Annotated in this window: 12 protein-coding genes and 1 tRNA gene; 4 read left to right on the forward strand and 9 right to left on the reverse strand. The window is 53.4% G+C overall.

Translation table 11 applies throughout. The features are described from left to right. Window positions 1-2: 2 nt before the first annotated feature. Window positions 3-728 (forward strand): ABC transporter permease, encoded by a 726-nt coding sequence (locus NST69_RS08730; RefSeq protein ID WP_342549011.1) that lies wholly within the window; start codon window positions 3-5, stop codon window positions 726-728. Between the two features lie 123 nt (window positions 729-851). Here the strand turns inward: NST69_RS08730 and NST69_RS08735 are convergent, their stop codons facing one another. The 4 genes from NST69_RS08735 to NST69_RS08750 all read right to left on the reverse strand — a co-directional run bounded on the left by NST69_RS08735 (window position 852) and on the right by NST69_RS08750 (window position 4,944). Continuing rightward, window positions 852-1,994: an asparaginase gene (locus NST69_RS08735; RefSeq protein ID WP_341187990.1), complete on the reverse strand. Its 1,143-nt coding sequence runs from the start codon at window positions 1,992-1,994 to the stop codon at window positions 852-854. A 346-nt stretch (window positions 1,995-2,340) separates the two neighbouring features. Further along, the gene (locus NST69_RS08740) at window positions 2,341-2,859 is read right to left on the reverse strand and encodes a hypothetical protein (RefSeq protein ID WP_341187991.1); all 519 of its coding nucleotides are present in this window, start codon (window positions 2,857-2,859) and stop codon (window positions 2,341-2,343) included. Between the two features lie 211 nt (window positions 2,860-3,070). Then, a complete protein-coding gene (locus tag NST69_RS08745; RefSeq protein ID WP_036725446.1) occupies window positions 3,071-3,838 on the reverse strand; it encodes an ABC transporter ATP-binding protein in 768 nt (255 codons plus the stop codon). After that, window positions 3,838-4,944, reverse strand: a complete 1,107-nt coding sequence (locus NST69_RS08750; protein ID WP_036725444.1) for an iron ABC transporter permease — start codon at window positions 4,942-4,944, stop codon at window positions 3,838-3,840. The genes NST69_RS08745 and NST69_RS08750 overlap by 1 nt, the downstream gene beginning before the upstream one ends. A gap of 247 nt (window positions 4,945-5,191) precedes the next feature. Between NST69_RS08750 and NST69_RS08755 the strand changes: the two genes are divergently transcribed. After that, window positions 5,192-6,259 (forward strand): ABC transporter substrate-binding protein, encoded by a 1,068-nt coding sequence (locus NST69_RS08755; RefSeq protein WP_339313464.1) that lies wholly within the window; start codon window positions 5,192-5,194, stop codon window positions 6,257-6,259. Window positions 6,260-6,368: 109 nt separating this feature from the next. Here NST69_RS08755 and NST69_RS08760 read toward each other — a convergent pair whose 3' ends face one another. From NST69_RS08760 to NST69_RS08775, 4 genes are read right to left on the reverse strand one after another with little or no spacing between them, the layout of a single operon-like run. Continuing rightward, complete coding sequence (locus tag NST69_RS08760; protein ID WP_342549013.1) at window positions 6,369-7,361, reverse strand: ATP-binding cassette domain-containing protein; 993 nt, start codon at window positions 7,359-7,361, stop codon at window positions 6,369-6,371. Continuing rightward, a complete protein-coding gene (locus NST69_RS08765; RefSeq protein ID WP_342549014.1) occupies window positions 7,361-8,143 on the reverse strand; it encodes an ABC-2 family transporter protein in 783 nt (260 codons plus the stop codon). The genes NST69_RS08760 and NST69_RS08765 overlap by 1 nt, the downstream gene beginning before the upstream one ends. Window positions 8,144-8,175: 32 nt before the next feature. Then, window positions 8,176-8,994, reverse strand: a complete 819-nt coding sequence (locus tag NST69_RS08770; RefSeq protein WP_342549015.1) for an ABC-2 family transporter protein — start codon at window positions 8,992-8,994, stop codon at window positions 8,176-8,178. Then, window positions 8,994-10,187, reverse strand: a complete 1,194-nt coding sequence (locus NST69_RS08775) for a serine hydrolase domain-containing protein (RefSeq protein WP_342549016.1) — start codon at window positions 10,185-10,187, stop codon at window positions 8,994-8,996. The genes NST69_RS08770 and NST69_RS08775 overlap by 1 nt, the downstream gene beginning before the upstream one ends. Window positions 10,188-10,406: 219 nt before the next feature. On the opposite strand from NST69_RS08775, the gene NST69_RS08780 reads away from it, so the two are divergent. Both NST69_RS08780 and NST69_RS08785 read left to right on the forward strand, forming a co-directional pair. After that, a complete protein-coding gene (locus tag NST69_RS08780) occupies window positions 10,407-11,714 on the forward strand; it encodes an amino acid permease (protein WP_342549017.1) in 1,308 nt (435 codons plus the stop codon). 145 nt (window positions 11,715-11,859) lie between these two features. Then, window positions 11,860-11,932, forward strand: a tRNA-Lys gene (locus tag NST69_RS08785). A gap of 712 nt (window positions 11,933-12,644) precedes the next feature. Here the strand turns inward: NST69_RS08785 and NST69_RS08790 are convergent. Further along, window positions 12,645-13,034: a VOC family protein gene (locus tag NST69_RS08790; protein ID WP_342549018.1), complete on the reverse strand. Its 390-nt coding sequence runs from the start codon at window positions 13,032-13,034 to the stop codon at window positions 12,645-12,647. Window positions 13,035-13,170 lie beyond the last annotated feature (136 nt).

Consider the following 13,170-nt stretch of genomic DNA (forward strand, 5'->3'; position numbering starts at 1 on the left):
TTATGCTTAGAAGTGTTGCTGCCGAATGGCCCAAGCTGCGCCGCTCGCGGATGGGACTGGTGCTGGTTAGTCTGCCTGTGGTCAGCCTGATGATCGGCTGTGCTAATTTTGTAATGAACCGGGAGGCCTTGCAGGGAGAGTGGTATAGCTTATGGACTCAGGTAAGCTTATTTTATGGAGAGTTCTTCCTGCCGATTCTGATTGCCATCTGCTGCGCCTTTGTCTGCAGGCTGGAGCATGTGAACCGGAATTGGAACATGATCCTGGCTGCTCCAGTATCCATAACCAGTCTCTTTATAGCCAAGCTTGTTATTGTTGGCGTGCTGATTGCGGGAGCGCAGGCGCTATTCCTTCTAATGTACTGGGCAGCAGGACAGATGCTGTCTTTGACGGGGGATTTTCCAATGGACATCATCCTGTGGACCCTGCGCGGCTGGGTGGCTTCGCTGAGTATTGCTGCCCTGCAGCTCGGCTTGTCCATCCGTATCCGCAGCTTTGCCACACCCATCGGAATCAGTCTATGTGCGGTTTTTGTCGGCCTGGGCCTGTATGTGCTGAAGCTGGGGCTGCTGTTCCCATACTCGCTGCTGACCATTGGCATGGGCGTGCTTACCCAGCGCGGACTGACGGCTATGGAGAATCTGCTATTCTTTCTGATGAATGGAGTGTACCTTGTAGTTCTGTCAGTCTGGTCGATTCGCAGATTGAGATATAAGGACGTAGGCTGATGCGGTAGCGGGCAGGCGTAGGAAGCGTTAAGCAGCAGAAAGCGGAGGCCGGGGGCCTCCGCTTATCTTTCGTACCCTATGAGGAAATGATGTGGAGGAGCCGCTCGAAACGCGCGCGTCTTCTTATTTGCTCATATCGTAATCCGGCATTCCAATGGTAGAGAACCACTGGCGGATCTGCTCCTGGTCCTTGGAGAAGGTAAGGCCCAGCTGAAGCAGGATTCTTGCCTTTTGCGGGAGTAAATCGCCTGCGCCGATGATGCCTTTGGCGCCTGTGTCATATACTGCGCCTGAACCCGCGCGTGTTGCACTTACGAATAAGACGCCCTTCTCGATAGCCGCCGTACGGGCTGCCTGCTGTGCGGTGGAGATGCCTCCTGCGCCGTGACCCGCAGTTACGATCCCCTTAACCCCTTCAATAGCCAAGGACGTAATGGGCGCAGCGGAGGCTTCTGTATAACTATACACAACATCGACTTTCGCCAAATCCTCCGGCTGGATCGTACTGAGATCAAAAGGAGTCTTCCACTTCTCCGTACCGGCATCCTTGACGCGGGCTGGCGCACGAACCGCACGAATCCGGTTCTCGTCTACCGTTCCCAGAGCGCCGTACCGGCCCCCGTCAAAGGTATCCAAGCGCAGCGCATCGGTCTTGGTAACTTCCCGGGCTGCAAAGAATTCATCATTCATCATCAAAACTGTACCATAGTAAGTGGTTTTCTGACTTGCAGCCAGCCGGATTGCATTCAGCAGATTAGCTTCTCCGTCGAAGGAGATCGTATTGGATTGTCGCATGGACCCGGTGAAGATAACAGGCTTGGGACTGCGGACAGTGAGATCAGTCCAGTAAGCCAACTCTTCCATGATGTTGGTGCCGGTAGTAACAACTACAGCATGAACAGCCGGGTTGGCCAGTTCCTTGTCGATAGCGATGGTAAGGTTGTATAAGTCCTTGGAGGTGGTTTGCGCCGAGCTGATATTGCTTAACTCAGTACTGGTGACATTGGCTATTTTGGATAGCTCGGGCTGTAGTCTTTGGATAATATCATTAATGGATACCTTTGGCGTGCCATACGTCTGAAACAGCTCTCTAGAAGGAGAAGTGGAGGTGATGGTTCCCCCGACACCGACTATTACGACATTCGGTATGATTCTCCCGGGAGTGGTGACTTCGGCGGCCTTCGTGATAGAAGGGAAGGATAACATGGTGAAGAGAACCAACAGAGCGGTAAAGAGACTTAGACTTCTTTTGTGCATAAGATTCATAAGTGACCTCCTCTTAATTTGATTTCTGTGTAAGTATATATGACATTATTCATAATTGTCAAAATGATAATTTTACTTTTATGTAAAATAAATTCATAAATATGCATAAAAATTTAATAAAAATTAATTTTATGTGATTATACAAAACATATAAATGACACATACATTACATTTAAGTCCGTAACGATGAGCGATCGCCCATCAGGTGTATAGAGGGAATTTCATCTGGAGCTGCAATTGCCGCACAAAAAGGCCGCTTTCATGCTCTTCCCCTCCTTAAAGCTGACGCGGATGGGTAGGGCAATAAAAGCGGCCGCTGCTTCACAACCTGCCTGTGGGAATACGGTCAATCGTCCGGATGTCCATTGCTCATCCAGCTATCCACGCGCAGGTTTCCGACATAGTCTTCACGCGCGGAGATTGCTGCGAGCTTCTGCTCTGCTTCATCACGGGTGGCGAAACCGCCGATGACAGCGGCGAAATCACCAGAGGCTGTCTTCAGGAAGGTAACATCGTCATCCAGATAGATCTCTTCCAGGATAGCCAGTGATTCTCCCGGAGGCATTCCTTCGCTGCGTACATAGTAGACTTCCTTAGATGCAGCGGCCTTGCCCTCTGCTGTCAGCTTCAGCTCAAGCGTACCCGGATTGCTGTACTCGGTAAGGGTATGGCGGGTGCCTTCCTTCAGTTCAACCACGAACCGCATGGCGGAATCATCCAGGATGATATTTCTGTACACATCACTGACCAGCGGTGAGGCCAGTATATCCTGCTCCAGCGCATCGTAAACGAAGCTGCGGACACCGTTAAAGGTAAAGATCAGACGGTTCGGAGCCTGCCTCTGGTCGACTGCATAGGAAGGCACACTTGCGGCTGAGCTTTCAGCTCTTTCACTCCTTTTTTGGCTTCTTGAAGCATTTGATTGACCATTAGACCGTCAAGGGGTGAAAATAGTTTCAACATCCTGCAAAAAGAATAAACCTGCGGGCAAAGAGCCGCAGGCTGTAGAAGCTTCTCGCTGAAACGGTACCGTCCTTTAAACGGACGGCAAAGCCGTTTCCATTTGTCCCGAAGGATTACCTTGTCTCCAGATAGGCGATACCCAGCGCTCCAGTGACCGGATTGCGGTAGGTCTCACACTCCACATCGAAGACCTCGCGGATTAATTCCTTCGTCAGAATATCCTCCGGGGCTCCGCAGGCCGCGACCCGGCCTTCCTTCATAACATACAGATAGTCGCAATATTCAGCGGCCAGGGTGAGATCATGGAGGGCGGCGAGAATGCCGATATCCAGCTTTCGGACGATATTCAGAATCTGCAGCTGGTATTTGATATCCAGATGGTTGGTCGGTTCGTCCAGAATCATGAATTCCGGCTGCTGGGCCAGCACACGCGCCAGAATGACCCGCTGCTTCTCGCCGCCGGATAAGGAATTATAGCTGCGGCCAGTATGCCCCTCCAGATTGACCTTGCGGAGTGCGGCCGAGACAATGTCAGCGTCCTGCTGGCTGTCGGTTTCCAGCATGCCTTTGTGGGGCGTCCGGCCCATTGCCACCATCTCACGAACGGTGAAGTCGAAGCTCAGCTCGTTGAACTGGCCGACTACGCCCAGCTTCCGGGCAACAAGCTTCGGGCTGGCCTTGATCACATTAAGCTCAGAGAGGAAGACATCGCCCTGGCGCGGTTTAATGACTTTATAGATGCTCTTGAGCAGCGTCGATTTGCCGCAGCCGTTCGGGCCGATCAGACCGACGAATTGCTTATTTTGCACCCTCAGCGAGACCTCCTGCACAATCTTCGCCTCACCGAAAGAGACGCTTAGCCGTTCAACATTCAGATTCATCAGCTTTTCCCTCCGAAGGCATAGCCTTTTCTAATCAGCATGTACATGAACATCGGCGCGCCAATCAGGGCGGTAATGATCCCGATCGGCAGCTCCACATTCGGGACGATGGTCCGGGCAATGACGTCCGTCCAGATCAGGAAGATCGCCCCGAACAGAATCGACGCCGGCAGCAGCCTGCGATGGTCCGAGCCTACCAGTCCCCGCACCAGATGGGGGATAATCAGTCCCACGAAGCCGATCATCCCGCAGCTTGCTACCATAACGCCGGTAATCAGCGCTGTGAGAATCATGTAGACTCTGCGGTAGGCACCCAGATGAATGCCCAGCGTAACCGCCGCCTCATCTCCTAGCAGCATGGCATTCAGCACACGGAACTGCGAGAGGAACAGGATAACGGCGAGGATGACGGTGACCGAGATCAGCGGCAGCTTGTCCCAGCTGGAGGCGGCCAGGCTGCCCATCGTCCAGAAGGTAACTGTCTTAATGCCTTCGGCATTGTTCGCGAAATAGACAATGAAATTGGCAAAAGCGGTACATAAAGCGTTAATGACCATCCCGGCCAGCACCAGCTTGACGGAGGTCATTTTGCCGCCCGCACTGGCAAGTGTGAGGACCAGCAGAGATGCGCCAACCGCCCCTGCAAAAGCCCAAAAGGCGACTCCCGACTGGCCGAGCAGCCCCATCGAGCCGAAGCCGATCAGGATGGCGAAGGTTGCGCCCAGCGAAGCGCCGGAGGAAATACCGAGTATGTATGGATCAGCCAGGGGATTCTGTACCGCCGCCTGCATGATCGTCCCGCACAGCGTAAGTCCGGCGCCGATGAACATCGCCATCAGGACGCGCGGGAAGCGGATTTTCCAGATAATATCCACGAAAGAACCGTTCGTCAGCTCCTGCATATCTCCAATCTGGATGCCTGTGATGTGATGAAGCAGAATCCGGTAGGATTGGGAGACAGGAATGTCCACCTGGCCGAAGGAGACCGCAGCCCCGGCAGACAGCAGGGTGATAATGAACAGGACGCCTATAACAGCCATGAAGCCGTAACGGGAATGAATGAGAGATTGCTTAGGCTGTGAAGGTACGGCTAGATCAGTATGCATGACAATGGGAAGGCTCCTTTACATTAAAAGATTAGTATGGACGGACTCATCAGAAGACACTGTGAGCAGAATATCGTAGCATGTTTTTAAATATAAAGGATATTGAGAACGATTGTCAATGATAATAATTCTCATTGACATGCTGTCCAACTTTCTATATTCTACGGAGGTATCCCCTGCAAGGCTATGGGCTTAATGCCCTACCCGCAGGATAACTAACATACATACAGAAAAGGGGAACCAAAGAATGAAGAAAATATTCAAACGATATGTACCGCTGCTGGCGGTTCTGGTGATGGCGGTCATGCTGGCAGCTTGTTCTTCCAATGCAGGTAATGAGAAGGAAGCGGCGGCAACGGCTGCACCTGCATCGGCCAGTCCCGCACCGGCGGAGACTGCACCTGCGGCGGCCAAGACGGTATATCCGCTTACTGTTGAGAACCATACGAATAACGGGGAAGGCACCGAATGGACGACTAAATCGCAGACCTTCGATAAGGCTCCTGAGAAGGTAGTAGCGAATACCCAAGGTGCGGCTGAACTGCTGATTAAGCTGGGGCTTACCGACAAAATGGTTGGGGTTGCGGCTCTCTACGGTGCAGGCGATCCGGCGGTTCAAGAGGAATTCAAGAAGATTCCTGTCATCTCCCAGGACTATGCCAGCAAAGAGCTGGTTGTAGGCGCAAGCCCGGATCTGGTGATGGGGCGCGGCGGTCTGTTCGCGGATGCGGATTGGGGAGTCGGGACGGTAGGCGGACTCAATGAGCTGGGCATCAAGACCTTCGTGCAGAGCACCAGTCTGCAAGGGGCAACGCTTGACAGCCTGTACAAGGATATTGAACAGCTCGGCCAGATCTTTGATGTGCAGGAGAAGGCTACTGCATATATTGCAGAGCTGAAGGAGCGTGCAGCGAAGCTGAAGGAAGGGGCAGCAGCAGGAGGGAAGACCTTTGCTTACGTCTCTGACGGGGGCAACGGCGCGATCGCCGTCTATAGCGGGAATGTGGATACTTTTGCGGGAGATGTGCTGGGACTGCTTGGACTGACCAACAGCTACGCGGATGTGACCGGTGAGATCAGCAAGGAGCAATTGATTGCGACCAACCCGGATGTCCTGCTGATCTCGGTGTACACAGGCGGTATTGATGCTGACCAGTCGATAAAAGCGTTCTATGCCGATCCGTCACTGCAGAGTCTGAAGGCAATCCAGAACAAAGCGATCTATAAGATTGACTTCAACCAGTTCTGGGGATATAGCTATTCCATCTTTGACGGGGCGGAGAAGCTTGCGTCTGAGCTGGCTGCCGGGAAGTAAGACGAAGCTGCCTAAGCGGGAGTTACTCCGTCCATAAGAGCTAATAAATGCCTGGAAAAAAGCAGCCTGAGCTGTCACGGTAAAGTGACGGTTCAGGCTGTTTGTTGGTTTATGCTTGTGCACTCTCATAAATATTCATGACCACCTGCTGAATCGGCAGCTCCTTGACCGAAATATCCGAGAAGCCGTGCTTGCGGGAGATATTCTCGATGAACTCGCTGATCGAGATGCGGGCGGTGTCCACCTCCAGCGTAACCTGGAAGTCTGACGGCCGCTCAACCACCTTGGTGTAATCGTTGTCGAAGGGGGTGTTCTGCACAGACTCTACAAAGGTAAAGCTCACCTGCTTCTTCTCTCCCAGAAAGACTTTAAGCCGCTGCAGCGAATCATCGAACACCTTCTCGCCATGGTTAATGACGATGACCCGGTGCGCCAGCTCCTCCACATCCTCCAGATCATGGGTAGTCAGGATACAGGTCATATTCAGCTTCTTGTTCATCTGGCGGATGAATTCGCGGATCTTGACCTTGGCGATCACATCCAGCCCGATCGTCGGCTCATCCAGGAACAGGATGTCCGGCTGGTGCAGCATGGCCATGACGAATTCGCATTTCATGCGTTCGCCCAGCGACAGCACCCGGGTGGGCTTCTCAATGACCTGGGAGATTTCCAGCAGCGCCGCGAGCTCCTCCAGCCGATGATTGAAATCCGGGGTGGAGATTCCGTAGATGGCCTTGTTCATATTGAAGCTGTCAATGGGCGGAATATCCCAGATGAGCTGGGATTTCTGGCCGAAGACAGCTCCGATTTTGCCGACATACCGCTTGCGGTCACGGGCCGGGGAATAGCCGAGGACCGAAATCTCCCCGCTTGTCGGGTAGAGTGCGCCGCAGAGCATTTTGATGGTCGTCGATTTGCCGGCCCCGTTAGGCCCCAGCATGCCGCAGATTTCCCCTTGCTCAATGGCAAAGCTGATATCGTTCACGGCTTGGACTGAGATTTCTTCACGCTTGAAGAAGCTCCTGAAGGTCTGCCCCATGCCTGCGCCCCGCTTATAAGTGGTGTACGTCTTCGTTAAATGCTTCACATCTATAACCGGCATCAGCCGCCAACCCCCTCGTACAATCGGATCATATGCCGGTACACCGCTATGCCCGCCGCCAGGAACAAGCAGCAGGGCAGTATCGCTGCAAAATCACTGGCTTCTACCCGGCCTAGCAGCGCCGAGGCCGGGAGGAAGCCGACCATGCCCACAGGAATGATCATCGTCGCTGCCGCCTGCACCGCCTTCGGGAAGATCGGCAGCGGATACTTGCCGACACTCAGTACACTGTCGGCCAGCTCGGATATCCGCGAATTACCGACCCATTTGAAAGACATCGCCGCCATCATCAGTGATAATCCGGCCAGGACTGCCGTTCCGGCGAAGAACATGCCTGCGAATTGCAGCCAGGCTAAGGCCGGAATCGCGCCTACATGCCAGGCGGAGAACACGAATAACGCCGCTCCGCCCAGGAACAGCCCGGCACTTTCGGTGGAGAAGGTCGTAGCCACAAGGTAGAATAGCGGATTCAGCGGCTTAAGCAGCACTACCTCGAAGCTGCCCTCCCGGACATGCGACATGGTGGTCCACATGACCCCTCCGAAGACAAGGCTGGAGAGGCCGCTGGACATCGTGAATACGGACTGGATCAACAAGACCTCGTATAAGCTCCAGCCGGGGAAGCTGGTGCCTGCCCGGTAGATCAGCAGGGTCACCAGCGGAAACAGTATATTACCGATGAGGGTAATCAGACTGCTGACGATGAAGTTCATCCTATAGGCCGAAGCCGTCTGCACGGCGGAGTACATGCACTGCTTGTATACATCTACATACCTTTTCATGTCAAGAATGTTCCTTTCTTCGGGGCATTCATTCACGCGCCGACCGCGGTAAACTGCTTCATGGCCCGGCGGCGGACCAGCTCATTGCACCCGAACATTACCAGCACAGCCGCCCCCTGCATGCCGACAGCCTCCGGGATGGATAACTCCAGGCCGCCGAGTGAATAATGGCCGGTGAACACCATGGCAGGCATATAAGCAATGTATTGAAACGGCAGGAACAACTGGGTCACCTGAAGCCAGTGCGGGAAGAAATCCAGCGGAATCAGCGCACCTGAGAAAATCCCCGACACCAGCATGAACGCACTCCGTATGCCCCCTGACTGCACCAGCCAGAAGGAGGTGAGTCCAATCGTATAGTTGACATAGAAATTCATCAGAAAAGCGAGCAGCACGGACACTATGGTCCACGGCAGGCTTGCCGGCCGCATATCGATGCCGAAGATAAAGATAAAAATCAGCAGGCATGGCAGAAATTCAAACACCAAGCCAAGGAAACGGTGCCCGAGCTTCTGAAACAGCGCGAAGGAGCGGTGATCGACCGGACGCAGATGGAAGGTCAGAAACTTGCCGGTGCGGACAAGCATCGACAGATTCCAGTCGGCGAAATCCATGATCAGGTAGCCAATCAGCGCCGTTGCCCCGAAGTAGCGGATCATTTGCTGGAGATCAAGCCCGCCCAGTGTAGCCTGCTCTCCATAGACTGCGGTCCAGATGAAATATTGCACCATGAAATAGACAGGACCGACGATTACGGACACCAGGGAGTGGGTGCGGTAGGCACTCCACTCCTTATAGGTTACCGCCGCCACGGAGCGGCAGATCCTCCAGTTATGCTTAAGGCGGTTCATCAGATCACGCCTGACCAGATAATATTGGTGACATTGAACAGCGCCTCCGCGTACCAGTTATCGTCCTTGAACGGCACGAACCATACCGCAGCAAGCTGTTCGGCAGGGTCCATCACCATACAGCAGGCTCCGGCTCCTTCATGGAAATAACTGCCCTCGGAGTAAAAGAAGGCAGGACCCTTCCGCATATCCAGTCCAATGCCGTAGCTCCGGTCTTTGACATCATTGCCCCAACAGTAGTCGGGAACCCCGTAGAGTGTACGGGTGGTGAGCTTCTCGACGGCTTTGCGGCCGAGAATGCGGGTCTCGCCCAGCCTGCCCATGCCCAGCAGCATGTTGGCGAAGCGGATCAGGTCAGCCGGTGTGGAGGACAGCCCTCCGCCGGTACTGGATACGGTCTCCCACAGCTTATCTGCCGCAGAGACTTCAGGCTGGATGCCTTGGGCCAGCTCATTCAACTGCTTTTCCCGCATTTCGTTGCGGACAATGAAGCGTCCGGCCAGCTCCGGCGTCGGCTCCCACATCGTGTCCTTCATGCCGAGCGGCTTCAGAATCTGTTCTTCTATGTACTGCTCGGCAGGAACACCTGTCACCTTCCTGATAATCTCGCCAAGAATACAGAAGCCGAAGGAGCAGTATTGCCATTCCTCGCCTACCTTCTTATTCACGCCGCAGCTCAGCGCGGCGGTGATCCAGTCCGGCTCCCCGTCCTCCGGCTTGTAGCTGTCGAAGTATTCGCCGATGAGCTGCCAATAGCTTTTGTGATAAGGAATCATGCTGCCCGCGCAGTCGGGGAACAGGCCGGAAGTATGGGTAAGCAGGCTGTAGATGTCGATTTTGGCAAAAGGCTCCACGTTAAACGGTTTCAGAAAAGTGCCGACGGGAAGGTCCAGCCGGAGCACGCCATCCTCCACAAGCTTGGCTATGGCCACGGAGGTAATGGCTTTGGTGATTGAAGCAATTCTATGAACGGTAGTCGGCAACAACGGCTCCGTCCGCTCTTCGCGGTAGGAGAGGGGGCCGATGGCGCCGTGCATGAACGTCTTGCCGTATCTGGATATACAATATGAGGCGGCTTGAATCTTTTTGTCATCGATCAGTTGCTGGAAGTGGGTATGCAATACCCCGATTCTTGTTGCGTCATAATTCACCTCTGCCGGTGAGCAGTCGGTAATGCCTGGAGTGTACAGCATAAAGGTATATGCCTCCTCGAAGGTTGTGGCGCTGAGCGAACCAGCTATGCCCAGGGAAATACGCCCAGGCTTCAGTATATCTTCCATATAGTGTTAGTTACAATGGGGAGTTTGGTTTATAACCAATTTCTCCGGCTCAAAAAGAGGGGTGAACAGGACAAATAGAGAAATAAAAGCATGATAAATATTTCACAGAACGGAAGGACAATGAATCACATCATGACAACAAAGCCGTTAACCAAAAGTATTACGTTCCTGCAAGCCCTGGCCCTGGTGGTCGGGATGATTATCGGATCGGGGATTTTTTTGAAGCCCGGAATTGTATTGAATAATGCGGGTAGCCCATGGATGAGTATTCTGGCCTGGGGTGTTGGAGGGATCATTACCCTGGCTTCGGCGCTTAGTGTGGCGGAGATCGCTGCGGCCATTCCAAAGTCGGGAGGCCTATATACTTATTTAAGTGAATTGTACGGCGGGGTGTTCGGATATCTGCTTGGCTGGGTGCAGGCGGTGATCTCCTATCCGGCTTCTGTGGCGGCGCTGGCCATTGCTTTTGCTACTTATTCCGGTTACTTTCTGCCGTTGAATGCGTGGCAGCAGAAGCTGCTTGCCGTGGGCATTCTGGCCTTTATTCTGCTGATGAATGTTATAGCGACGAAGTTCGGCGGGATCATTCAGACGGTGGCTACGGTTGGGAAGCTGATTCCGGTGGTGGGCATTGTGGGCGTCGGACTGTTCTCGGATCTGGCTCCAGGCTTCGGCGGCATCGGTACAGCGGCTGCGGGTGCAGGCTTCGGGGCTGCAGTGCTCGGCACACTCTGGGCTTATGACGGCTGGATCAGCGTAACCAATATGGCGGGAGAGATCAAAGACCCGGCCAGGACGCTGCCGAAGGTCATTTCGATCGGTGTTATTTTTGTCATTGCCGTATATGTGTTGTTCAATATTGCGGTGTTCCAGGCGCTGCCCTATGACCAGATTGTGTCGTCCCCGACTCCGGGTGCCGATGCAGCAGAGGCGCTGTTCGGTAGCGGCGGCGGAGCCTTTATTACGGCAGGCATTATTGTCTCTGTGCTGGGTGCGCTGAACGGTTATCTCATGACCGCAGCACGGGTGCCGCATGTGATGGGGGAGCGGGGACAGCTTCCGTTCTCACGGGTGCTGAGCAGCATTCATCCGAAGTTCCAGACACCGGCGAATGCGCTTGTTTTTCAGAGTGTGCTGGCGGTGGTCTACATCTTCTCGGGCACCTTCAATACGCTGACGGATCTGCTGGTGTTCGTGCTCTGGATCTTCTTCACCATGGGCGTGTTCGGCGTGTTCCTCCTGCGCAGGAAGCTGCCGCCTGTACAAGGCCGCTACCGTGTGCCGCTATATCCGTTCACCCCGATCCTTGGTGTAGCAGGGGGGCTCTATATTCTAGCCAGTACAATTATCAGTGATCCGCTGCGCTCGCTTATAGGGATTGGCATCACGCTTGCCGGACTCCCCGTGTATGTGGTGATGATGCGGAAGAATCGCGTGTAGACAGCTGTTCCTAGCCGGGGGTGAGAAACTTTTAATAAAACAGTTGACAGCGCCCGTTCAAAAAAGTATACTATGAAAGTACTTTTGAGCGGACGCAGTCAGCTTAGAGATCATCGTCTAGAGTAATGATATATAGACACCATACGGACTCTTAGCTCAGTTGGTAGAGCAGTAGACTCTTAATCTATTTGTCCAGGGTTCGAGCCCCTGAGAGTCCATCCCTTAAAAAACGGCAGAAATGCCGTTTTTTTGCTGTACAGGAAATTATAATTCCCCCTGTTGTGGACAAGGTGAGTCTACATTTGTGGAAAAGAGCTCTTTGAATGATTCGTAGAGTGACTTGGTTGCTGAATGGGGCTGAAGGGTCGCCGGGAGAGCAGGAGTGTATCTAATTTCATCGGTAAAACGCTGAATGTATGCTAAAAACCGCATACAAACGGCTGGTACAGCGGTACATGGGCCAAATGTATGTGGAAAACAGCATGCATTGTGTTCACATGCAGGCGCATGGCCCGAATGTATGTGGAAAACAGCATACATTGTGTTCACATGCAGGCGCATGGCTCAAATGTATGCGGAAAACAGCATACATTGTGTTCACATGCAGGCGCATGGCCCGAATGTATGTGGAAAACAGCATACATTGTGTTCACATGCAGGCGCAGGGCCCGAATGTATGTGGAAAACAGCATACATTGTGTTCACATGCAGGCGCAGGGCCCGAATGTATGTGGAAAACAGCATTCATTGTGTTCACATGCAGGCGCATGGCTCAAATGTATGCAGAAAACAGCATACATTATGCTGGCATGCAGGCGCGTGGGCCAAATGAGGAGCACTAATGCATCTCATTCGGCCCAATCGCAGGTTAAATCAGCAAATCAGGTACACTAGTGCTAGTCCGTGGATGGCAAGCCCATCCGAACGCCGTTACATATGCTCCGCAAGCTGCACCTCGAAACCGTCTGGGTCCAGAATATAGAAGAAGCGCAGGCTGGGATTCGGCGCGATGGGGCCGCGGGCTACCGGGATTCCTTCCTTAGCAAGTTCGGCCATAGCCTTGTCGAGCGATGCGACCTCGAAGCCTACAGACACTCCGCACTCCGGCTTCACCGGCGGGTCATTACCCTCTATCAGCTCAAGCTTCGGCTGCCCCTCTATCCCCAGCATGACGATCTGCTTCCCTCTGCTCTCGAATCTGCGCTCCACAGGAAGCCTTAGAATCCGGTGATAGAAATCAAGGGAAGCCTCCAGATTGCGTACCCTGAGTGTAATCCAATTCATCGTGAGCTCCATCATGATCCATCCTTTGCTGTACATTTCAATTGCTGCTAAGATAAGCTATCCGCATATTTTAACATATTTGATCATGAGGTTATAGTAATGAACAAGCCTCTATGCAGCTCATAGTGGAACCCGAAACCCCGGATATGATAAGCTCATGGAATCAGGGCAG

The sequence above is a fragment of the Paenibacillus sp. FSL P2-0089 genome (genome assembly GCF_038595095.1).
GTDB classification, from domain to species: domain Bacteria; phylum Bacillota; class Bacilli; order Paenibacillales; family Paenibacillaceae; genus Paenibacillus_AQ; species Paenibacillus_AQ silagei.

Excerpts from the sequence above, each read along its gene's own strand:
- NST69_RS08745 (WP_036725446.1), bottom strand. The coding sequence starts at position 3,838 with ATGAATCTGAATGTTGAACGGCTAAGCGTCTCTTTCGGTGAGGCGAAG.
- NST69_RS08760 (WP_342549013.1), bottom strand. The coding sequence starts at position 7,361 with ATGCCGGTTATAGATGTGAAGCATTTAACGAAGACGTACACCACTTAT.
- NST69_RS08780 (WP_342549017.1), top strand. The coding sequence starts at position 10,407 with ATGACAACAAAGCCGTTAACCAAAAGTATTACGTTCCTGCAAGCCCTG.
- NST69_RS08765 (WP_342549014.1), bottom strand. The coding sequence starts at position 8,143 with ATGAAAAGGTATGTAGATGTATACAAGCAGTGCATGTACTCCGCCGTG.
- NST69_RS08770 (WP_342549015.1), bottom strand. The coding sequence starts at position 8,994 with ATGAACCGCCTTAAGCATAACTGGAGGATCTGCCGCTCCGTGGCGGCG.
- NST69_RS08735 (WP_341187990.1), bottom strand. The coding sequence starts at position 1,994 with ATGAATCTTATGCACAAAAGAAGTCTAAGTCTCTTTACCGCTCTGTTG.
- NST69_RS08755 (WP_339313464.1), top strand. The coding sequence starts at position 5,192 with ATGAAGAAAATATTCAAACGATATGTACCGCTGCTGGCGGTTCTGGTG.
- NST69_RS08790 (WP_342549018.1), bottom strand. The coding sequence starts at position 13,034 with ATGTACAGCAAAGGATGGATCATGATGGAGCTCACGATGAATTGGATT.
- NST69_RS08730 (WP_342549011.1), top strand. The coding sequence starts at position 3 with ATGCTTAGAAGTGTTGCTGCCGAATGGCCCAAGCTGCGCCGCTCGCGG.
- NST69_RS08775 (WP_342549016.1), bottom strand. The coding sequence starts at position 10,187 with ATGCTGTACACTCCAGGCATTACCGACTGCTCACCGGCAGAGGTGAAT.
- NST69_RS08750 (WP_036725444.1), bottom strand. The coding sequence starts at position 4,944 with ATGCATACTGATCTAGCCGTACCTTCACAGCCTAAGCAATCTCTCATT.